General features: G+C 59.6%; 17 protein-coding genes. 4 read left to right on the forward strand and 13 right to left on the reverse strand.

Features of this window, described 5'->3' with window-relative positions; all coding sequences use genetic code 11:
* Positions 1-24: 24 nt before the first annotated feature.
* The gene (locus tag L8I05_RS07125; protein WP_242167822.1) at positions 25-2,472 is read right to left on the reverse strand and encodes a UvrD-helicase domain-containing protein; all 2,448 of its coding nucleotides are present in this window, start codon (positions 2,470-2,472) and stop codon (positions 25-27) included.
* 218 nt (positions 2,473-2,690) lie between these two features.
* Between L8I05_RS07125 and L8I05_RS07130 the strand changes: the two genes are divergently transcribed.
* Positions 2,691-3,386, forward strand: a complete 696-nt coding sequence (locus L8I05_RS07130; protein ID WP_242167824.1) for a pirin family protein — start codon at positions 2,691-2,693, stop codon at positions 3,384-3,386.
* A 69-nt stretch (positions 3,387-3,455) separates the two neighbouring features.
* On the opposite strand, the gene pgm is transcribed toward L8I05_RS07130, so the two are convergent.
* The 4 genes from pgm to L8I05_RS07150 all read right to left on the reverse strand — a co-directional run bounded on the left by pgm (position 3,456) and on the right by L8I05_RS07150 (position 9,780).
* A complete protein-coding gene (gene pgm / locus L8I05_RS07135) occupies positions 3,456-5,099 on the reverse strand; it encodes a phosphoglucomutase (alpha-D-glucose-1,6-bisphosphate-dependent) (protein WP_177018644.1) in 1,644 nt (547 codons plus the stop codon).
* A gap of 106 nt (positions 5,100-5,205) precedes the next feature.
* Entirely contained in the window at positions 5,206-6,612 is a 1,407-nt protein-coding gene (locus tag L8I05_RS07140) for a PLP-dependent aminotransferase family protein (RefSeq protein WP_242167826.1), read from the reverse strand.
* Positions 6,609-8,042 (reverse strand): hypothetical protein, encoded by a 1,434-nt coding sequence (locus L8I05_RS07145; RefSeq protein ID WP_242167828.1) that lies wholly within the window; start codon positions 8,040-8,042, stop codon positions 6,609-6,611. Before L8I05_RS07145 ends, L8I05_RS07140 begins: the two co-directional genes overlap by 4 nt.
* Before the next feature lie 715 nt (positions 8,043-8,757).
* Positions 8,758-9,780: a zinc-dependent alcohol dehydrogenase family protein gene (locus L8I05_RS07150; protein WP_071483319.1), complete on the reverse strand. Its 1,023-nt coding sequence runs from the start codon at positions 9,778-9,780 to the stop codon at positions 8,758-8,760.
* 288 nt (positions 9,781-10,068) lie between these two features.
* Here L8I05_RS07150 and L8I05_RS07155 point away from each other — a divergent pair, with 288 nt between their 5' ends.
* The gene (locus L8I05_RS07155) at positions 10,069-10,983 is read left to right on the forward strand and encodes a LysR substrate-binding domain-containing protein (RefSeq protein ID WP_003230110.1); all 915 of its coding nucleotides are present in this window, start codon (positions 10,069-10,071) and stop codon (positions 10,981-10,983) included.
* A 264-nt stretch (positions 10,984-11,247) separates the two neighbouring features.
* Here the strand turns inward: L8I05_RS07155 and L8I05_RS07160 are convergent, their stop codons facing one another.
* From L8I05_RS07160 to L8I05_RS07170, 3 genes are all read right to left on the reverse strand, one after another.
* The gene (locus L8I05_RS07160; RefSeq protein WP_242167830.1) at positions 11,248-12,615 is read right to left on the reverse strand and encodes a glutamine synthetase family protein; all 1,368 of its coding nucleotides are present in this window, start codon (positions 12,613-12,615) and stop codon (positions 11,248-11,250) included.
* A gap of 69 nt (positions 12,616-12,684) precedes the next feature.
* Positions 12,685-14,085, reverse strand: coding sequence for an aspartate aminotransferase family protein (locus L8I05_RS07165; protein ID WP_242167832.1), 1,401 nt, complete (start codon positions 14,083-14,085; stop codon positions 12,685-12,687).
* A gap of 169 nt (positions 14,086-14,254) precedes the next feature.
* A complete protein-coding gene (locus L8I05_RS07170) occupies positions 14,255-15,046 on the reverse strand; it encodes an SDR family NAD(P)-dependent oxidoreductase (RefSeq protein ID WP_242167834.1) in 792 nt (263 codons plus the stop codon).
* A 96-nt stretch (positions 15,047-15,142) separates the two neighbouring features.
* On the opposite strand from L8I05_RS07170, the gene L8I05_RS07175 reads away from it, so the two are divergent.
* A complete protein-coding gene (locus tag L8I05_RS07175; protein ID WP_017136660.1) occupies positions 15,143-16,048 on the forward strand; it encodes a LysR family transcriptional regulator in 906 nt (301 codons plus the stop codon).
* Positions 16,049-16,163: 115 nt separating this feature from the next.
* Here the strand turns inward: L8I05_RS07175 and L8I05_RS07180 are convergent, their stop codons facing one another.
* The 5 genes from L8I05_RS07180 to L8I05_RS07200 all read right to left on the reverse strand — a co-directional run bounded on the left by L8I05_RS07180 (position 16,164) and on the right by L8I05_RS07200 (position 20,923).
* A complete protein-coding gene (locus tag L8I05_RS07180) occupies positions 16,164-17,774 on the reverse strand; it encodes a gamma-glutamyltransferase family protein (RefSeq protein WP_242167836.1) in 1,611 nt (536 codons plus the stop codon).
* Between the two features lie 23 nt (positions 17,775-17,797).
* Positions 17,798-18,577 (reverse strand): amino acid ABC transporter ATP-binding protein, encoded by a 780-nt coding sequence (locus L8I05_RS07185; RefSeq protein WP_053256191.1) that lies wholly within the window; start codon positions 18,575-18,577, stop codon positions 17,798-17,800.
* Between the two features lie 2 nt (positions 18,578-18,579).
* A complete protein-coding gene (locus tag L8I05_RS07190; protein ID WP_236326210.1) occupies positions 18,580-19,356 on the reverse strand; it encodes an amino acid ABC transporter permease in 777 nt (258 codons plus the stop codon).
* Positions 19,357-19,368: 12 nt separating this feature from the next.
* On the reverse strand, positions 19,369-20,178 hold the full coding sequence (locus L8I05_RS07195; RefSeq protein WP_242167839.1) for an ABC transporter substrate-binding protein: 810 nt from the start codon (positions 20,176-20,178) through the stop codon (positions 19,369-19,371).
* Positions 20,179-20,254: 76 nt separating this feature from the next.
* Positions 20,255-20,923: a GntR family transcriptional regulator gene (locus L8I05_RS07200; protein WP_242167841.1), complete on the reverse strand. Its 669-nt coding sequence runs from the start codon at positions 20,921-20,923 to the stop codon at positions 20,255-20,257.
* Between the two features lie 436 nt (positions 20,924-21,359).
* Here L8I05_RS07200 and L8I05_RS07205 point away from each other — a divergent pair, with 436 nt between their 5' ends.
* The gene (locus L8I05_RS07205) at positions 21,360-22,421 is read left to right on the forward strand and encodes an aromatic ring-hydroxylating dioxygenase subunit alpha (RefSeq protein ID WP_242167843.1); all 1,062 of its coding nucleotides are present in this window, start codon (positions 21,360-21,362) and stop codon (positions 22,419-22,421) included.
* Positions 22,422-22,446 lie beyond the last annotated feature (25 nt).

Consider the following 22,446-nt stretch of genomic DNA (forward strand, 5'->3'; position numbering starts at 1 on the left):
CCACATTTGATATGTGTCTATGCGCTAATTGCGCTGATCGTCAAAAAACGCCTTTTTGCCCTCTACCCGTTCTGACGCCCTGGGCACATTCACGCCCTGGCCTTCGGGTTTTTCCACATACCAATAGCAATGGCTCACGGCTCGGGTAATGCCCACATAGGCCAGGCGCAGCACCTCGTCTTTTTGCGCAGAATCATAGGGCTCGCTGTCACCGTCCTTACCCAGGCCGGCCATGCGGTAAACCTGATTCTTATACGGCGAACTGGTCACATGCTGGCAATCCCCAAGCAGGAATACGGCATCCGCCTGCAGGCCTTTGGCACTGTGATACGTCAGTTGTTTCAACCGACGCGCCGCTGGCGGCAAGCTAGAATCCACATTAACTACAGACTGAATATGCTCTTGAATCAGTAACTTGTCGTTACTTTTTCGATAAAGCATTAACACCGAATCGCCCTTTTGATAGTGCTCCAGCAGCCGCCGACCCAACGCGGCGTCATCCCGCTCAAGCACCGTCACAGGCACCAAAGCCTTGGGCTCACCACTGGCCTTGGCCTTTTTGCCGGGGATCGCCGGCGCGGCCCGCACAATATGCTCGGCAGCATCGATGATGTGCTGGTGGCTGCGGTAGTTCTCGCTCAGCATCACGCGGGTGGTGGTCGGTGACGGGAATTCGTTGTTGAATTCCATGAAGTACTTGGGCGAACTGCCGCGCCAGCCGTAGATCGACTGCCAGTCGTCGCCCACGCACAGCAAGGACGAACGCTGCGCGCCACGGCCAACGTGCATCGCCGGGCCACGGCTGCGTATTTCACGCAGGCTGGCGCGAATCCACGAGACGATCTGCGGCGAGACGTCCTGGAACTCGTCGATCATCAAGTGCGACATCGGCCGCAACAGCGGGTCACTGAGCAGCTTGAGGTTTTCCGGGGTGTTTTCGCCGAACAGCGAGAACATGCGGTTGTAGGTCATGATCGGCGGCGATTGGTCGAGCAGATGGTCTTCCAGGGCTTTCCAGAAAATGCTCAGGGCTTCAAAGAAGCACCGGTCTGGGTCGTCCTTGGCGAAACTCATCTGGCCGACGGCGGTCGGCACGTCCAACCCAAGGTTCTCGATAAACCCGGCAGCCATGACAAAACTGTCCAGCAGCGGCGCCGAGGCCAGCTCGCCTTTCACCTTATAGTCTAAACCTGGCCCGGCGGTGGCATCACCGGCGAGGCTGCTTAAAAGGCGCTTAGAAGACTCATAACTATCCAGCCATATCAAAGGCTTACGACAGAATGCTTGAAACAAGGTGCGTTTAACCGCCCACTCTGCGCGCACGGAAAGCTTTGAGTTGGGCCGACTGATCTGGGCGTTTTCCCGCGAATCGAAACCCAGCACCACCCAGGCGTCCAGCTCAGGAATGTAGCCGTGGCAATGGAACTGCGCGCCATTGATTTCGAAGGTCTGGCGGCTGGGTTCGATACCCTTGATCGGCCAGGCACCGGCGCGAAACCATAAGTCTTCGATCACATCGCAGAGTTCTTCATCGCGCTTGGCGGCCAACTCAGTCACAGCGATGCGCTTTTGCACATCCGGGTGGTCACGTTCCAGCTCTTTGAGTTGCAGGCCATGGCGCGCCAATGGCGCCATCAACTCACGGAAGCGCGCGTGTCGGCTATGCAACTGGTGGTAGCAGGCATTCATCTGTTGGCGCTGGGCGTCACTGATGCGCAGGTCGAACGGGTTACTGTCGGCATCCTCGAAACCGCTGCTGAGGTTTTCAAACGCCTGCAGCCGTTCAAAGCCCGGCAAGCTGCGCACCATCGGCAGAATGCGCGAGTGGAAGGTGCGCACCACGGCTTGGGCTTCTTTGCTGCCAAGGGGTTGGCCCCACAGGCTGAGAATTTCCATGAGTTTGTGGATGAAGTCCTTGCGCGACTCGCGGGTGAACGTCACCACGGTCATCGAGCTGAGCTCAAAGCCCAGGTAATGGGTGAGCAGCAGGATCCGCAGCACCAGCGAAGTCGACTTACCCGCGCCCGCCCCGGCAATGACTGACGTCGAGGGCGTGTCGCTGAAAATCATCTTCCATTGTGCGGCGCTCGGCTGTGCGTGGGCCGGCAGCAAACGCGCCACGTCGGCCTTCATGCGCTTCTTGACCTCGGCGGTGAGCGGCAGACGCCAGTCGTCGAACAGGCTGTCGTCCACGCCCGGTGCGCGGTGTTCATCCGGGCGGAAGTCGCGAATCAGCAAGACCTGCCGACCCTCTTCAATGCCGTCAGCCTTGCCCTCGCGGTAGCCATACTCCACACCGGCCTCGTGCCCACTGCGAAAACCGTCGGCCTGGCCATGCAGCCAGGAGAACCGATGCTGCGCACGCAGGCGCGTGAGGCCATGGCCAAATAAACGCGCGGCCAGGCGTTTGAGCAGCGGCATTTCTGCCAGAGGGCGAAGCTCAGGGGGCAAATCAGGCGTTTGTTGCGGCACGCGGACTCCAGCGATGAGGTTGGTTTTGGCGAAGGCGCCATGGTCGCCGGAATCGGCGCGCAGTTCCAGCCAATTGCTTTGCCGTCATGCAGTTAGGCGATGAAGTGAAAGTCAAAACGCCAGCAACCAATCGAATTGTTAGATCGGAATCAGGCATTTTTTACGCTTTTTATCGATCATGTACTGCTGGATCATGGCAGCATCAACAGGAGACTCTCATGCTCGAACTTCGACCTTTCAACACCCTGGGTGGCGCCCACCATGGTTGGCTTGACGCCCATCACCACTTTTCATTTGCCGAGTACCACGACCCCAAGCGCATGCACTGGGGCAACCTGCGGGTATGGAACGACGACATTATCGCGCCGGGCACCGGTTTCCCGCAGCACCCGCACCGCGACATGGAAATCATTACCTATGTGCGCGAAGGCGCCATCAGCCATGCCGACAACCTCGGCAACAAGGGCCGCACCGAGGCTGGCGATGTGCAGGTGATGAGCGCCGGCACCGGCATTGCCCACAGTGAATACAACCTGGAAGCGGCGCCGACCAAGATCTTTCAGATCTGGATCATTCCGAATGAAGCCGGCCTGCCGCCGTCGTGGGGTGCCAAACCGTTTCCAAAGGGCGATCGTGAAGGGTTCGTGACCTTGGCCAGCGGCAAGGCCGGCGACAGCGAAAGCCTGCGCATTCGCGCCGACGCACGCCTGGTGGCGGCGAATCTGAAAGCTGGGGAAACGGCTGAATACCCGCTGGACAGCGGACGCCGCGCGTACCTGGTGCCGGCGACGGGCGTGATTGAAGTCAATGGCTTGCGTGCGCAAGCTCGAGACGGTGTCGCGGTTGAGGATGAGCAGGTGTTGCGAGTCACCGCGATTGAGGACAGCGAGATCGTGCTGGTCGACCTGGCCTGATCTAACCCCCAGCCCAAAATGACTGTGGGAGCAGGCTTGCCTGCTCCCACCTTTACTGCAGCCTGTCAGTTATTCGGAAATGGCGCCGTCTACCAACACCTGCGCCTCTTCCACCAGTTGCTTGAGGTGGTCTTCGCCAATAAAGCTCTCGGCGTAGATCTTGTAGATGTCCTCAGTGCCCGATGGCCGCGCGGCAAACCAGCCGTTTTCAGTCATCACTTTCAGGCCGCCGATTGCCTGGTTGTTGCCGGGTGCGTGGCTGAGGATTTGCTGGATGCTTTCGCCGGCCAATTGCGTGGAAGTCACCTGCTCCGGCGCCAATTTGCCCAGCAGGGCTTTCTGCGCCGGGGTGGCCTTGGCGTCGACACGAATCGCAAACGGCTCGCCCAGAGCGTCGGTCAGGCCACGGTAGATCTGGCTCGGGTCCTGGCCTTTGCGCGAGGTCATCTCTGCCGCCAGCAGGGCTGGAATCAGGCCGTCCTTGTCGGTGCTCCATACCGTGCCGTCCTTGCGCAGGAACGACGCACCGGCACTTTCTTCACCGCCAAAGCCCAGCGAGCCTTCGAACAAGCCATCGGCAAACCACTTGAAGCCCACCGGCACTTCGTACAGGCGACGGCCGATACGTGCGGCCACACGGTCAATCAAGCCACTGCTGACCACGGTCTTGCCCACGGCCGCATCGGCGCGCCACTGCGGACGGTTCTGGAACAGGTAGTCGATGGACACCGCCAGGTAATTGTTCGGCGCCAGCAGGCCACCGGACGGCGTGACAATGCCGTGGCGGTCGTGATCCGGGTCGCAGGCGAAGGCCACGTCGAAACGCTCCTTCAGGCCAATCAGGCCTTGCATCGCGTAGCTGGAGGACGGGTCCATACGAATCTGGCCGTCCCAGTCGACGCTCATAAAGCGGAAGGTGGAATCGACTTCGGTGTTGACCACGTCCAGGTTCAAGCGATAGTGCTCGGCAATCGCCGACCAGTAGCGCACCCCTGCTCCGCCCAACGGATCGACGCCCAGGCGCAGGTCGGCGCTGCGGATGGCGTCCATGTCGATCACATTGACCAGGTCAGCCACGTAGCTGTTGAGGTAGTCATGGCGGTGGGTGGTATCGGCCTTGAGCGCCTGGGCGTGGGTGATGCGCTTGACGCCGGCGAGCTTATTGGCCAGCAGTTCGTTGGCCTTGGCTTCGATCCACTTGGTGACGTGAGTGTCAGCCGGGCCGCCGTTAGGCGGGTTGTACTTGTAGCCGCCACTTTGAGGCGGGTTATGCGACGGCGTGATAACGATGCCGTCGGCCAAACCGCTGGTGCGGCCACGGTTGTAGCAAATGATCGCGTGGGAAATCGCCGGGGTCGGCGTGTATTCATCGCCTTCGGCCAGCATCACGTGCACGCCGTTGGCAGCCAGCACTTCCAGGGCACTGGCACCGGCTGGCGTCGACAGCGCATGGGTATCCAGGCCGACAAACAAAGGGCCATTGATGCCTTGGGCTTCTCGGTACAGGCAAATGGCCTGGCTGATCGCGAGCACATGCCATTCGTTGAAGCTCAGCTCAAACGAGCTGCCACGGTGCCCGGACGTGCCAAAAGCCACGCGCTGGGTGGAGATCGCTGCATCAGGCTGGCCGGTGTAATAGGCCGTGACCAGTCGCGGGATATCCACCAGCAACTGAGCTGGCGCCGGCTTGCCCGCAAAAGGACTGATTGTCATGCATAAACCTCGAAAGAAGGGTTTGGAGAAAAAACGACAGTTTACTGAGAGTTGGACTACTGCGCGACGGTATCGATCCTACGCAGACAAGAGAAATTTCATGCATTCAGCCGAGTTGCGCCTGCCGCAGTGCCTCACCCAGCGCAGCCAGGGCGATTTCCAAGTTCGGCTGCCCGTGAAAGGTGTGGCTCAAACGCACATGCTGGCTGTGCAGGCCACCGAGGCTGAAGAGTTCACCCGGCGCCACCACCACCTGGCGGGCCAGCAGATGCTGGAACACTTGGCGCATGTCCACCGCATGCACAGAGCCCAGCCAGAATGTGGCGCCGCCGCTGGGCATGCGATAGGTCACTTGCTCGCCCAGGTGGTGGTCCAGGCGCTGGCTCATCTCGCCTGCTTGCTCGCGCAATAACTGGCGCAAAGCGTTCAGGTGCTGGTCGATTTGCCCGCTGTGATAGAGCCGCGCAATCGCGCGCTGGCGAATCGAGGACAACCGAAACGAGCGCAACAGGAATTGACGCTGCAACTCGCCGCTCATGTGCCGGGACAGCAGGTAGCCATACGGCGCCTCTGGCCCGAGTATCTTCTCGAAACAGGAAAACACCACCAGCCGGTCGGGGTTGACCAGGTCGCGCAGCGCGGCCTGTTGCGGCTGGAAACCCAGCTCGCTGTAGGTGTCGTTTTCCAGCAACCAACACCCGTATTGTTCAAGCAACCGCGCGACTTCCAGGCGTTCGAAAGGCTGCATGGCAACCCCCGAGGGCAGGCTGACCGCTGATGAGAGCAACACCAGGTGCACGGTTTCCTCGATCAGCGTGCCTTCGAGCGCCGGCAGGTCCAGGCGGCCATCGGGCGCCCATGGCAACTCGATGATGCGCACCCCCGCGTCCTGCAGCAGGCGCAGGATCAGCCAGTCGCAGGGAGACTCGACAATCACCGTGGAGCCGCGCAAACCCAGCACCTCAATCAGAATGTCGAGCACGCCTCGCAGGTCGGCGCCGATGTACACGTCGTCGGCGTGCCAGCAGCGGCTGGGCGAAGAGGTGTACCGCGCCGCCAACGCCGCGCGCAGCTCCCAAACCCCGCAGGTCTGGGACCACGATTGCAAATGGCGCGGATGCTGGCGCACCAGCTCGCGCTCGAGGCGCAGCAACGTTGCGTCCAGCGAGGCCAGCAGCGCGGGCTCATCGGCGCTGAGCACCACCATGCCAGGGCGGCGGGCGGCGACGTAAAGGCGCTCGAGCAGATCCCCGCTGGGCACCGTCGAAGGGCTGCCGGAGAGTGGCCAGGCGTAATAGCCGGACTTGGCCACCGAATACACCCGGCCTTCTTTTTCCAACAGTGAGTAGGCGTACTGGATGGTGGAGATCGATACATTCAGGCGCTGGGATAGCTGGCGCAAAGAAGGCAGTTTCACCCGCGTATCGGTACTGACCTCGTTGATCAGGTTAATCATGTAGCGGTAGACCGCCTGATAGGCGAAATCCGCCTGCCGCTCACCACGCAGCGTCATCGCCCGGACAGCTGGAAGGCCAGGTCGCCGTCGGCCATAGACTGCTCGTGACGCCCGTAATCGGCACGGCCGCCGGGCACGAGCGTCATCGGCCGTTTGCGGTACAGGTGCTGGAGCAACGGCAGCGGCACCCCGCTGGTGTCGGCGACCCATTGTTGCAACATCTCGGCGGCCGGCTTGCCCTGCAGCACCTTGTGCAGTTCAGGCAGAGCCACCAGCATGCCGGGGTGGCACTGGCGCAGGTAACCTTCCAGGCGTTCACCGTGATGAATGAACGGTGAAAACAACAGGCAGATCAATTGGCCTTCATCCAGACCAAAGAACTGCTCGGCAAGGTTGCTCGACAAGGCACGCCCTTCGCGGCTGACGGCCTGGGCTATCAGCGCATCGGGAATCTGCCGGCGACGCAGGTACTCCGCCGCCTGCCGCAAGAAACCTTCCACCCCTTCCTGGTAATCCAACTCGCGCAGGCATTCGGCCTGCAGGCCGCGCAGGTGTGCCATCAACAATGGATTGGCGAAGGTTGGGTGACTGAAATGAAAGCCCAGCGGGTCCGGCGTATAGGCCATGAACTCGCTGAGTACAGGCGCACAGCCACGGTCGGTGCCCTCGAGCAGGTCGGCAACGCCGATATACGCCAAGTGGCGGTGCCCACCGGCGCTGGCGTCGGCCTTTGGCACATAGTGCTCGCCAAACAGATCCCGGTAGAAATCGTCGCTCCATTCGTCCATACGGCGGAACAACCCGGTGAGCGATGCAGGCTTGCCCGTGGGCGCCTTGTCTTCCTTGGCCTGCGCGGATTTTTTCAACCAGGCGAGCAACTGCCCCTGCTTGCGCGCGGAATCGCCGCTGACCAACGCATGCACCCCGCCATCCCAGGCAGTCACACGCTGGTAGAAATCACCCAATGCCAGGTAGGTGTCATTGCACAGCGTTGCGCGCACATCGCCGGCGGTCAGGTGCCCGATCATCACCCGCTGGCGCTGGCTGGATTCACGCCCTGGCGTCGATACCGGGCGCTGGTAGTTAAAGGGCAGCACCTGTTCATTTTCCACCATCAGCAGCTCAACCCGGTCGTCGTCGTGGAAAAACAATCGGCTGTAACCACGATGGATGGTGTCAAGGGTTTCCTGAGTCATGCCCACGTGGCGCAGCGTAGCGACCCGCAACTGGAACGTCCTGGGCGCTCGCCCGGCGATGCTTAATTGGGCGGCACGCAACAGCGCCAGGGTATAAGTGCTGACTTCCCCGCCGCCGTGGGCCACCAGCACCTTGTAATCGCCTATCTGTTCCATGCCACCCGCCGCCACGACAATACGCTGGATCAACAATTGAAGTGCGGTGCGTTCCGCGCGCGTGAAATACCCAATCAACCGTTGCTGAACTTGTTGGTAAACATAATTCATCGCCTGTTCGTGAATAGCGCTCATAGTTCTACTACCTGAGTTGAAATATCAGTTTCAAACAACTACCGAGCGTAGTTGCTCGATCTATTGCATCTGTAAGAATGTTGCCCGCCTGCCGTGCTCGCGAAGCACGAACACTAGCACCCTGCAACAAATCGACATAAGCGGCGCACCCGGCCGTCCGTGGAGTGTTCCGACGGGCTAATGCCTCTACGCCGAGGGGTGTGGCGCCTTTCGCGACAACCCTAGGAAGATTCCGACAGCTTCCTACAGCGCTTTAACCCGGAATTAAAAGATTTGCCTGACAAATATAATTTGCCAAATGTTGATCCTCGCTTGCGCGCTGTTTGAAAGCTGCCCTGAAAATACCCGCGTCCTCGGGCTGGGGCAGAGGCTGCACTATTAGTTGCAGAAAGTACTTGCAGCAGCATCAAAAAATCATTCATTACTCAGTCCTTGAGTTCAAAGTGAAGACTCAATTATCAGGGCTGGAATTATGATTAACAGATACAGAACTTGTTGAAAAACCAGTTCAGATGATCATCCGGCGAAAGGCGGATAACGCAGACACAACAACGCCGCACTGAGTTTCAGGGCGGCGCCGGGGAGAAAGGTATCGTTTACAGGACCGAGCGGCCCGTTATCGCGTCGGGCAACGCGCAGGTTAAGCCCTGTCAAATGGCGCATTTGCCCCATGCGCCAAGGGTTTGGAACACTCCTTTGCGAATATTCCTACATATCAAACAGCTTCAACCTGCAATGCAACGCGCTCGCGGCACGGGCATTCGTCCATGTAACGGTGCGCTTCCACGAACTGGTTGAACGGAAACACCGTCGTTTTCAGCGGCACCAGCACGCGATCGGCCGTCAGCTGGTTGATATCACGCAAGGCACGCTGCAACGCCACCTGATCCTGAATGATGCCCAGCTCCGGCTTACCGGTGAAGTTGCCGATGCAGTGCACAAAGAACTGAATGTTCTTCTGGAACGCCGCGCAGGCCGGGAATGGCGTCTGGTTGCCACCTTGCAGGCCGTAAAGTACCAGGCTGCCACGCGGCGCCAGCACATCGCCGAGCAACGACATCTGCGGGCCACCCAAGCCATCGAACACCACATCTACGCCGCGGTTGTCGGTGAACTTGTTGATCTGCATAAGCAGGTCCTGCTCTTCGGTGACAATCACCTTTTCCGCCCCGAGGGACAGCAGGTACTCACGCTCGGCACTGTCCTTGGTCGCAGCAATCACCCGCACACCCAGGGCCTTGCCCAGTTGTACAAACGAGGGGCCGGCGCAGTGGCTGGCGTCGGTGACCAAGGCAAATTGCCCAGGCTTGACCCGTGCCAGGTCCACGTAGGCAAAGTAGGCAATCAGCAGCGGCGTGTAGTGCACGCTGGCTTCAATGGGGCTCAAGACATCCGGGTAGCGGGTCAAGGCCGAACGGGGCAGGACGATCTGTTCGCCATACACCGGGTAATCGTTGGGGCTCTCGGCCGGAAAACTGGCCACTTTATCGCCCACTGCCAAGTCATCCACGCCGTCGCCAAGGGCGACCACTACCCCGGCCATCTCATGGCCAAGGCCGGACGGCAGACGTGCATGGGAAGACGCCAGGTTCTGGCGCCACAAAATGTCATACCAGCTGATGCCAATCGCGTCGACACGCACCTGCACTTCGCCCGGTGCGGGCTGCGCGGCTACATGCTCTTCGCACTTGAGCACCTCGGCCGGACCAAACTTGTGAAAACGGATCGTGCGGGACATCGCAAACCTCGTCAAAGTAACCTCTAATGCCATGAACTCTATCTGGGCTTTCCGGGTAAGACCACCGGTCGCCGTTAATAGTCGACATGCCTGTCATTGATTCCGCAACTGAGCAATTGACCTCAGCGCGTGTAGAAAAACTCAATTGGGCCGTAGGAAAACTCAATTAGCCGGTGCAGAGTACCAGCCTTTGCCCGTAAGATTCATGCCGGTCATGCTTCTAAATGGAACCTTAGGGCTCTCATATGACCGCTCTCGTCAAGCACGCTGACTCTTCCAGGACACAAGATGAACCGTAACGACCTGCGTCGTGTCGACCTGAACCTCTTGATCGTATTCGAAACCTTGATGCATGAGCGCAGCGTGACCCGCGCCGCCGAGAAGCTGTTTCTCGGCCAGCCGGCCATCAGCGCGGCCCTGTCGCGCCTGCGTGGTCTGTTCGATGACCCGCTGTTTGTGCGCACCGGCCGCAGCATGGAGCCCTCGGCACGCGCCGTGGAGATCTTCGCCCTGCTCTCTCCGGCCCTGGACTCGATTTCCACCGCCGTCAGCCGCGCCGCCGAATTCGACCCGGCCACCAGCACGGCCGTGTTCCGTATCGGCCTGTCCGACGACGTGGAATTCGCCCTGCTGCCCCAACTGCTCAAACGCCTGCGCGCCGAAGCCCCAGGCATTGTGCTGGTGGTGCGCCGCGTCAACTACATCCTGATGCCGGGCCTGCTGGCCTCCGGTGAAATCTCCATCGGCGTCAGCTACACCGCCGACCTGCCGGCCAACGCCAAGCGCAAGGTGTTGCGCCGCAGCCTACCGAAACTGCTGCGCGCCGACAGCGTGCCCGGCTCGCTGAGCCTGGACGACTTCTGCTCACGCCCCCACGCGCTGGTGTCATTCGCCGGCGACTTGAGTGGGTTTATCGATGAAGAGCTGGAGAAGCTCGACCGCAAACGCCACGTGGTCTTGGCCGTACCGCAATTCAACGGGCTGGGCACGTTACTGGCGGGCACGGATATTCTGGCCACCGTGCCGGATTATGCGGCTGAGGCGCTGACGTCTGCAGGTGGATTGCGGGCGGAAGACCCGCCACTGCCGGTGCGCTCGTTTGAATTGCACATGGCGTGGCGTGGGTCGCAGGATAATGATCCGGGGGAGCGGTGGTTGCGGTCGCGGATTCAGATGTTTTTTGGGGATCCTGAGAGTCTTTAGGGTTCGTCTGGAAGGCTATGCGGCTGATCATTTCTGCCTTTCCATAAACCATGGAGTCCATTCACTTCCAGTGGATTGGACTGCCCCCGCTCCCGTAGACTTTTCTCAACCCTATCGTATGCGTGATTACGATCCGAGCCGCGGGCATACGACCTGCGGCTCATAATGATGAGTCACTGTGAAATGCGCAGGATGTGCTGTACGCATCTTAGTTGTCAGCTACTCTCCAGCAGTCCATTTTAAGACGCGCTGACGGGCCAACCTTTATGCGTGAGTGAGGTACCAGCGCCAGTCCTGTTCTCCGACTTCAGCATTGAATTGACGGAACTCGCGCCACTTGATCGCCATGAACACCTTCAGGAACTCAGCGCCCAGCGCCTCTCGTGCCCAGGTTGAACGTTGCAGTGCCTGCAACGCTGTCAGCCAGTCGGTGGGTAGAAAATCGGTCGCCTGTTCATAGCCATTCCCCACAATCGCCGCGCCGGGATCGCTTTCATGCGTGATGCCGTAGTGAATGCCCGCAAGTAACGCGGCAGCGGCAAGATAGGGGTTGGCATCGGCACCGCAAATGCGGTGTTCGATATGCCGACTGATTGCAGGGCCGCCGGGCACGCGGAAAGACACAGTACGGTTGTTGACGCCCCAACTTTTAGCCAGCGGCGCGTAACTACCGGTTTGGAAGCGTCGATATGAATTGGCGTGGGGGCAAAATATCGCCAGAGAGTCAAACAAGGTCTCCATCATCCCGCCGATGGAGTACCGCAACAGTGGCGTACCCTGTGGGTCTTCGCTCGCATACAAGTTATTCCCGTGATCGTCGGCAAGGCTGACGTGCAGGTGCATACCGCTGCCGGTCTGATCGCTGAATGGCTTGGCCATGAAGCACGCTTGCAGCCCGTGTTTGTTAGCCACACCCTTGACCAGGCGTTTGTAACGCACGCCTTCATCAATGGCCTGGAGTGCGTCGAACCGATGCTCCAGCGTCAACTCAACCTGGCCTGGCGCGTACTCGGATATCGCCGTACGTACCGGCAACCCCTGCAGTGCGCACGCCGCGTAGAGGTCATCAAGAAACGGTTGAAGCTGCTCCAGCTCGTATACGCCATAGACCTGTGGCGCAACAGGGCGTACGCCATTGGTCTGCAACGCCGGCTGCGGCCGACCGTTGACGTCGCGTTGTCGGTCCAGCAGGTAAAACTCCAACTCAACGGCCATGACCGGATGAAATCCATCGGCTTTCAGACGCTCGATGGTGTTCACCAGTACGTGGCGCGGGTCCGCCGGTGCGGCGGGAATACCTTGGGTCGGGTGCATGCTCACCTGCACTTGACCGGTGGGGTTGGTGCGCCAGGGTTGCAAGGTCAGGCTTCCCGCCAAGGGGTATGTCCAGCAATCGGCATCAGCAACATCCCAGACCAAGCCTGTGTCTTCTACGTCTTCACCCTGCACGGTCAAGGCGAGAATGGAGCTTGGCAGTGGCCGACCAGTTTCGTAGATCGCCAGCAGTTCGTCGCGATGCAGCAGTTTGCCTCGCGGGACACCGTTCGCGTCGATAAGGAACAACTCGATGCTCAGGACTTCAGGGTGGGCGGCCAGATAATCCAAGGCCTCTTTTTTATCCGCAAATTGCATGTCAAACCTCTTAGCGCTCATTCAAGCGACTGGCAGTATTTAAGAACAATGGCGTTTTCAGACGTGCCGTTATGAAGCGACAACCCGCGCGCCAGGGAGAGCAAGCAACGCCGTCAGCGCGTTATCCAGCGCGTCGATGAGCCTGTCGACATCCGCATGGCTTGTTTGCGGACAGCACAGGGTCATGTTGTGAAAAGGCGTGATCAGGATGCCGCGATTGATCAAGTACAGGTGCAGCGCCATTTGAAGGCTGTCATGAAAAGCCGCCTCGGCTTGCGCACCGGTCCTGGGCGAGGTGGCACAGAATTGAAACTCACAACGGGCACCCAATTCTGTGACCGACCAGTTAAGTTGGTGCTGCTTGAACAAGTACCGAAGTCCCTGAGCCAGTCCCGAGGCAAGAGGCAACATATGTTGGTAGGCGGACTCTGTCATGACCTCTTCGAGGCTGACTCGCATGCAACGCATCGCCAGCGAGTTGGCGGACAGCGTGGTTCCCATACCGCTGTGGCCATGCCCGCTACTCTCTTCACTGACAGTTTTCTGCACATCGCGCATGGCCACGGCAACCTGCTCGGTCACGCCAAACACCGCGCAAGGTATGCCTCCCGCGATGGGTTTACCCACCACGAAAAAGTCGGGCTTCAACTCCCATTGGCGAGTGCATCCACCGAGGCCAGTGGAAATAGTGTGGGTCTCATCAATGACCAAAAGGCTGCCGTATTTGAGGGTCAACTCTCGGCACTTCTGCATGAACCCCGGATCGGGCAGCACCATGCCTATGTTCGTCATCGCCGGCTCGCACATCAGCGCGCACACATCGCCCTGGGCTAAAGCAGCCTCCAGTGCGTCGACATCGTTGAAGGGAATGGATCGACTGTACTGGCTCAAGTCGTAGGCCTGGCCCACAAGACCTGCACGGGGCACTGTTTTACCGTCGCGGTAGCGCACCATGACGTCATCCACGGTACCGTGATAGCAGCCGTCGAACACCAGCAAGACGTTGCGTTTGGTAATCGCGCGCGCCCAGCGCACCACATACCGGTTGGCGTCCGTCGCAGTGGCGGTCACCTGCCAGTAAGGCAGCCCGAATCGCTCAGCCAGCAACTCGCCGCAGACCACCGCGTCTTCGCCAGGCAGCATCGTGGTCAAGCCATTATTGGCCTGCTCGGCTATGGCGCGAGCGACAGGATCAGGTGAATGGCCAAACATCGTGCCAGTGTCGCCCAGACAAAAATCTATGTACTCATGACCGTCAACATCGGTAAAGCGCGCCCCTTTGGCACGCTGGACGAAAAGCGGCGAAGGCATCGACCAATCGCTCATCCAGTGCATGGGAACACCTTTGAACAGATTCGCCTTGGCGCGTTTGGCCAGCGCCAGTGAAATTGGGTTGTTTTCTATAAACCGGGCACGCTCGGAGACGGTAAAAGCAGCAATCGCTGATTCACTAATTCCACTTTTCGACATGATCAATACCCCATATTAATTATCAAATTAATTAAAAATTCATTGCTCAATGACAGCCGGATACGGCTCAAAGAACTCAACTGCTCCTTGATACATCGCGCTTTTATAAATCTCGGTTATAGCCCCCCGCCCACTATCGTGGATTGAGCGCGCTGGAGCGTATTCAAACTTAATAATCGCCGTGAGGGGCTTTGTTCTCGACCAGACAGTTCCCGCCATCCACCACGAGGACTTCCCCTGTGATGTAACTGGCGTCAGGCGATGCCAGAAATGCAACCGCCGCCGCCACTTCGCGGGGGCTGCCTGCGCGCCCTATCGGAGTGAAGCGCCCTGCCTCGGCCTCAACGGGGGTGGTTGAGCCCGTGGTGATCCAGCCGGGGGCCACACTGTTGACGGTAATCCCCTGCTTGGCGACTTCAAGCGCAAGCCCCATGTTCATGCCCACCATCGCGGCCTTGGCGGCGCTATACGCGGCTTCCCCCGGATTGCTCCCGCGGGTGCCCGTGGTGGAACTGATATTGACAATGCGCCCGTAACTTCTCGCCTTCATACCGGGCAACACGGCTCGGGTCAGCAGAAAGGCAGTGGTCAGGTTTCGGGCCAGTGAAAGGTTCCAGTCAAGCAATTCCATCGACGCCAATTCCGAGAAAATCTCAGGGCTGCCGTGCATGGACATACCGGCATTGTTCACCAGAATATCGACCTGCCCCCAGACTGACTCTGCCCAGAGGCTGAAGTCTCGCACCTGACTTTCATCGGTAAGATCAGTGGGCCTGCCTTCAACTTCAAACCCTTCAAGGCGCAGCTCTTTAACCCGATCCACAATGCGGTTGCTGCTGGCAGTGATGATCAACTTCGCCCCGGATGCACCTAGCCTGTGAGCAATAGCCATGCCGATGCCGGATTTACTCCCGGCACCACTGACGAGTGCAACATGCCCTCTCAATTGCATATCCAACATGGCGTGCCCCACGTATTTAATGTGAAAGAGAGTAGAAACTAGGCGAATAAATCTGATACATAAAGACAATCATCATCAGAAAATCTGACAACTCCTATGGCGTTTACCAGTGAGTCACTTAAAATTTTCCTCTCGGTCATCGACAGCGGATCCTTTTCGGCGGCGGCGCGAAAATTAGGCCGGGTACCCTCGGCCGTTAACATGGCGGTGTCGCAGCTTGAAGCAGAGTTGGATTTGTTGCTTTTTGACCGATCAACTCGCAAAGCCATTCCTACGGCCGCCGCCAAGGCACTTGAGCCACAGGCACGACAGGTCGCAAGCCAGATAAACCTGCTGGATGCGCATGCCCTCCAGTTGCATCAGGGGTTGGAGGAGCGACTGGTCTTTGCGATGGCGCCGGAGTTGCAAACAGGCGTATGGAATCGTCCGCTGTCGATTATCGCCAGGGAGTTTCCCACACTGGAAATCGAGATCCGCTCCGCGTCCCATCCGGAGGCAATGCGCATGCTCCATGAAGGGCGTGTGCAGTTGGCACTTGGATTTGAACGACCAGGGCTTGATGAGCGAGAAACATTTCTTGAAGCGGGGAGCCAATTGTTAGTAGCGGTTGCTGCTCCAGATCACCCTGCGGCCGCCGGCAAGAAAAGCCCCTTGAGCGAGGAGCAACTGGTCAACGTTCGGCAGATCATCGTCGCCACAGGAGGGCCTGCAGACTCTGACCCGCGTGTTGTGCTGTCGCGGCGGATTTGGCACAGCGACAATTATCTGGCCACGCTGGACCTGGTGCAGCAAGGATTGGGTTGGGCTTATCTTCCAAAATCGCTGGTACACCCTCTCATCACGTCAGGCGCATTGACGGAGGTGGTGTTTGACTACATGCCGAGTCAGATGCGGTTATGGGTCGATATCATCTGGGTAAAAAACCGCCCCCTGGGACTGGGCGCGCTTCGTTACCTGAGCCTGATACGCGAAATTACGCAGGGGGAGCCTCGTCGTATTTGATGAGTAAAAGTGCAGATTGAGGCTTGCGACGGCGACGCCCACTCGCCGTCGCGAAGATTAAACAACTCATCACCTCGTCATTATTAGCCGTCTGGCTCAGCGCTTGTGTAGCCGCTCACCAAACCGCGATATGTGAGTCTGCCCTTGGCTCAGTGCCCCCGCACAACACGCCAGTGGCCGGGTCACGCAGGATGATCTGCCCACGCCCGTAGTCGGTCAGGTCGCTGTCGGTCTGCACCTTGTGCCCACGCCGCGCCAGCGCATTGACCAGGTCGCGGGACGCACCGTGTTCGATGCCGACCTTCATGTCGCCCAGCCATTGCCAGCGCGGTGCGTCGAGGGCCGCCTGGGGGTTGAGGCCGAAGTCCACCAGGTTCATCACCATCTGCACATGGCCCTGGGGCTGCATGTAGCCGCCCATCACGCCGAACGGGCCAAGGGCCTCGCCGTCCTTACTGAGAAAACCCGGGATGATGGTGTGGAAGGTTTTCTTGCCGGGTGCCAGGCAATTGGCATGGGACTCATCGAGGCTGAATTCCTGCCCGCGATTCTGCAGGGCGATGCCACTGTCGGGCAGCACCACGCCGGAGCCGAAGCCGTGGTAGTTGCTCTGGATGAACGAAACCATATTGCCTTCGGCGTCGGCGGTCGCCAGGTACACCGTGCCGCTGGCGTGAGGGTCGCCAGGCTTGGGTGGCTGGGCCTGCTCGCCGATCTGGCCACGGCGACGGGTGCTGTAGTCGTCGCTGAGCAGGTCGGCCACTGCCACGCGCATGTGCTCAGGGTCGGTGATGTGATGCAGGCCGTCGCTGTAGGCCAGCTTCATGGCTTCGAGTTGGCGATGCCAGGTCTGCTGGCTGTCGCGGTGATCGAAGTTGAAGCCTTCAAGGATCTTCAGCGCCATCAGTGCAACCAGGCCCTGGCCGCTCGGCGGGATTTCCCAAACATCCACGCCCCGGTAATTGATGTGGATCGGCTCCACCCACTGCGCGCGGTAATCCTGAAGGTCGCTGGCGCGCAGGTAGCCGCCGCTGGCGCGCGAATGCGCATCCAGGCGCTCGGCCAGAGCGCCGCGATACAGGCTTTCGCAGCCGGTGGCGGCGAGTTCTTCCAGGGTACGGGCCTGGGCCAGGTTGCGGAAAATCTCGCCTGCCTGGGGCGCGCGCCCGTCGATCAGGAAGGTGTCAAACCAGGCTTGCAGCACGTCATCACGGTGCGGGCTAAATTCGTTCAAGGAGATCTGCCATTGATGGGCAACCACCGGCGATAGCGGGTAACCGTCGCGCGCCAGGCTGATGGCCGGCTGCAGCAAATCGGCAAACGGCAATTTACCGAAGCGTTTCGACAACTCGGACCACGCCGACGGGCAACCGGGCACCGTGACCGAGGTCCAGCCGTACAGCGGCATCTGTTGATGCCCCGCCGCCTTGACCGCCTCGATACTCAAGGCGGCCGGCGCATGGCCGTTACCGTTAAGGCCATGCAACTGCCCCTTGCACCACACCAGCGCAAAGGCATCGCCGCCCAGGCCACAACCGGTGGGCTCTACCACCGTCAGCGCGGCGGCGGTGGCGATGGCGGCATCAATGGCGTTACCGCCCTTCTGCATGATTTCGATGCCGGCCTGAGATGCCAGCGGTTGCGAGGCGGCGACCATGCCCCGACGCGCGAACACGCTCTGGCGTTGCGATGAGTAGGGGTATTCGTGAGCGGAGAATTTCAACATGGCAAAGGCTCTTCAAAAAAAGGTCATAACACACGACTGAGAAACGCCCGAGTACGCGGATGGCTGGGGTGGCTGAAGATCTGTTCCGGAGGCCCCTGCTCAATGAGTTCGCCCTGGTCGAGCACCACCACGCGGTCGGCCACTTCACGGGCAAAGCCCATTTCGTGGGTGACCACCACCATGGTCATGCCCTCCTCGGCCAGCTCCTTCATCACCTGCAGCACTTCGCCGACGGTTTCCGGGTCGAGGGCGCTGGTGGGCTCGTCAAACAACATCGCCTGGGGTTTCATCGCCAGTGCACGAGCAATGGCGACCCGTTGCTGCTGGCCGCCGGAGAGCATCGACGGATAGTGGCTGGCCTTGTCCGCCAGGCCCACCCGCGCCAGCAAGCCCCGGGCCTGTTCCAACGCCTGGGCACGCGGTACGCCGAGCACCTGGATCGGCGCTTCGATGATGTTTTCCAATGCGGTCATGTGCGGGAACAGGTTGAAGCGCTGGAACACCATGCCGATGTCGCGGCGCTGACGGGCGATGTTGCGCTCCGAATCGCGCACCAGACTGCCATCGGCGCGTTCGCGATAGCCCATGGCGCGGCCGTTGACGCGAATGCGCCCGCCCTGGATGTCTTCCAGCAGGTTGATGCAGCGGATAAAGGTGGTCTTGCCGGAGCCGGAGGCGCCGATCAGCACTACCACTTCGCCGCGCCGCACTTGCAGGGAGATGCCCTTGAGGATCTGCAACTCGCCGAACGACTTCTGGATATCCTGTGCGTCAATGATCAGCTCTTCACTTTGGTGCGCCATGGTTAACGTCCCCTCAGCAGTTTCAGGGTGCTGCGACCGAACATGCGGCTGGCGGCCGGAGGTGGCGCCGAAGGTCGATCGGACTGGCCAAAACGGTTTTCGAGCCAGCGTTGGAAAAAGCCCCACAGCGTGGTCAACGTCAGGAAGTAAATCGCGACGACCAGGTACAACTCGAATACGCGAAACGTCGCCGAGGTCACCATCTGCGTGCTGAGCAACAACTCCTGCACGCCGATCACGCTCACCAGCGTGGTGTTCTTGAGCATCACATTGAACTCATTGCCCAGCGGCGGCACGATCACCCGAAACGCCTGGGGCAGCACGATGCGCCGCATCAGCTTGCCGAACCCCATACCCAGGGAACGCCCGGCTTCGTACTGGCCCTTGTCCACCGCGCCGATACCGGCGCGGATGATTTCGGCCATGTACGCGCCTTCATTCAGGCCCAGGGCGATGATCGCCGCCTGGATATTGCCGGGGACGATCAACCCGAACAGCTCGATGTCCTCGAAGCGGAAGATCCCGCCCGCTGCCAGTGCGGTGTACAAAAACACGATCTGCACCAGCAGCGGCGTGCCGCGCATCAGCCACACATAAAGGCGTACCGGCAGGTGCAGCAGCGGGTTCTTCGACAGGCGCAACAGCGCCGCCGCCAGGCCCAGCGCACAGCCGAGCAGCATCGCCAGCACGCTGATCAGGCAAGTCAGCCACAGCCCGGTGAGGTAGACCCCACTGGGCTGCAACAGGTATTGCCAGAACACATCCCAATTGAAATTCATCGTGGTAGAACCTCAGTCGAGTGTGTCGCTGCTGACATGCCATTTGTTGAGCAATTGCACATAGCTGCCGTCGCTGCGCATGTCGCTGATGATCTGCTGCACGGCGGCGGTCAGTTGCGGGTCGTCCTTGCGCATGCCCAGGCCGGTGAGGATGCGGCTGAACGCAGGCACCCCTTCCTGAAAAAGCTCCGGGGCCATCGCCGCGTAGTAACCGGCGGTTTCAACGGTGGTGCCGTAGGCGTCGACCTGGCTGATGCGCAGCGCCTGGAACGCATCGGTGTCGGTGTTGTAGACCACCAGTTTCATCGGTGGCTTGCCGGCCTTGGCAAGGCTCTCGTTCTGGGTGTCGAGCAAGGTCTTGATGGTAGAGCCGTTGAGCACCGCCACCTTGTGCGCAGACAGGTCATCCAGGGTCTTGATGCCTTTGGGGTTGCCCTTGGGCACCACCACCGCCTGGCTGGAGTACATGTAGTTGACTATGTCGATCACCTGGCGGCGCTCGGGTTTGTCGAACAACTGGTCGACGATCATGTCGCACTGCTGGGCAAGCAGCGCCGGCACCAGGCCGGAAAACGGAATGACCCGCCATTGCACGGTTTTATTGCCCAGGCGCTTGGCGATTTCCAGCCCCAGGTCGACGGTGAGCCCACGCGGTTTCTGGGATTCGTCGAAGGACACCAAGGGCGGTGAATCCATCCCCGAGCAATAGGTGAGTTTGTCGACGCTCTTCAGGCGCTCAGGCACCTGGACTGTGGCGCTGGCCCATTGTGTACAGAGACCCAGGGTTACAGCCACCAGCAAGGCGCGGTGTTGTTTATGCATGACCAGACACTCCACTTCGTTAAATAACGGGGCAGGAATCAACGTCTAAACAAGGACGGGTTGGAACCCGCCTCTTTTATTTTTCCAATTGCAGAAATTGAATCAGCAGCGGCACGGTGCTTTCGATGTGTTCGCGTACCACAGCTTCGGCACCGGCGGCGTCACCGGCGCGAATCGCGTCGAGGATTACTGCGTGTTCCTGGCGCGCGCTGAGGGGTTTTTCGCTGTGATGCAGCCACAAGCGCATAGGCGCTTCCACCAGCGAATACAACGCCGAAATCTGCTTCAGCAAGCGTGGCCGGCCGCTGAGCCCGCACAGGTACTCGTGAAAGGCACGGTGGCGACGAACCCACGCGGCACTCTCGTCGCGGTAGTCATCCATTTCATCCAGCAGCCGCTCCAAAGCCGCCATCTGGCGCTCACCGATACGGCTGACCGCGACGCGCACGGCCAGGCCTTCCAGTGCGCTGCGCATCTCGAACACCTCATGCAGTTCATCAATATCCAGACCGCTGACGATGGCACCGCGATTTGGCCGCAGCGTCACCAGGCCCTGGGCATCCAGGCGGCGGAATGCCTCACGCACCGGCATGCGGCTCATGCCGATCTCGCCGGCGATATCCTCGGCGATCAGGCGATCGCCCTTGCGGAAACGACCGCCGCAGATGGCGTCGAGGAGGAAGTTGTAGGCCTCCTCCTCGGCAGTGAGGGGCTGGCGGTCAACGTAAGCGGGGGCAAATTGCATTGGCGGCCTCTTTGTATTTTTGTATCCAATTATCCACGAATACAGTAATGCATAACGCGCGCCAACAGCTCGCGCAGAACATTACTCATTGATTTAAATGAAGTCTTCCGTTCGGATGTGGAACATTGCGCAAAGAGGGTTAAGCGATTTGCTACTAAATGACTCAGCAACTTTCCATTTCTGCGCAAAAAAGTAGCGGATGTCCGTTGAAGGCCCTGGTTACGCCTGATGATCTACACAGGGTATTTTTTGGCAGGCCTTTTTTTCTGCGATCAGCGCACCAAGCCCTTACCGCTCAATGGATCCAGTAAAATCGTGTTGATCGATAATCGCCCAAAACAACCTCAAAACAAATGATTTATCCATTGACTCACAGCAGCTCCGGAAATTTAATGGATCCATTAAACAAAAATAATTAACCAACCAGAGAGTTGCCATGTACCCCAAAAACACTTGGTACGTCGCCTGCACACCCGATGAAATCGCCCAAAAACCCTTGGGTCGGCAGATCTGCGGTGAAAAAATGGTGTTTTATCGTGGCTCGCGAGGCAGCGTCGTAGCCATCGAGGACTTTTGCCCCCATCGCGGCGCACCGCTTTCACTGGGTTATGTCGAAAATGGCAACCTGGTTTGCGGCTATCACGGCCTGGTCATGGGGGCCGACGGTAAGACCGTCGAAATGCCCGGGCAGCGGGTGCGTGGCTTTCCGTGCAACAAGACCTTTGCCGCAGTTGAACGCTATGGCTTTATCTGGGTATGGCCCGGCGATCAGGCGCTTGCCGACCCGGCGCTGATTCATCACCTGGAGTGGGCAGTGAGTGACCAGTGGGCGTACGGCGGCGGGCTGTTTGATATCCAGTGCGATTACCGCTTGATGATCGATAACCTGATGGACCTGACCCACGAAACCTACGTCCACGCTTCCAGCATCGGCCAAAAGGAAATCGATGAAGCCCCTCCCGTCACCACGGTTGAAGGCGACCAAGTCATCACCGCCCGGCACATGGAAAACATCATGGCTCCGCCGTTCTGGCGCATGGCCCTGCGCGGCAACAACCTCGCCGACGATGTGCCGGTGGACCGCTGGCAGATCTGTCGCTTCACCCCGCCCAGCCATGTACTGATCGAGGTAGGCGTGGCCCACGCCGGCAAGGGTGGCTACCACGCAGCGCCCGAACACAAGGCGGCAAGCATTGTGGTCGACTTCATCACCCCGCAGACCGAGACGTCGATCTGGTATTTCTGGGGCATGGCGCGCAACTTCAATCCTCACGATGAGACGCTGACCGCCAGCATCCGCGAAGGCCAGGGGAAGATTTTCAGCGAAGACCTGGAGATGCTCGAACGTCAGCAGCAGAACCTGCTGGCCCACCCGCAACGCAACTTGCTCAAGTTGAATATCGATGCCGGCGGCGTGCAGTCGCGCAAGATCCTGGAACGACTGATTGCCAAGGAACGCACCCTCGAACCACAACTGATCACGACCACCACCGCCTGAACGGCGCGACAACTCTGCGAGGACC

The organism is Pseudomonas sp. MONT-RG-20F-20-E-7-02, assembly GCF_022662395.1.
Classification (GTDB): domain Bacteria; phylum Pseudomonadota; class Gammaproteobacteria; order Pseudomonadales; family Pseudomonadaceae; genus Aquipseudomonas.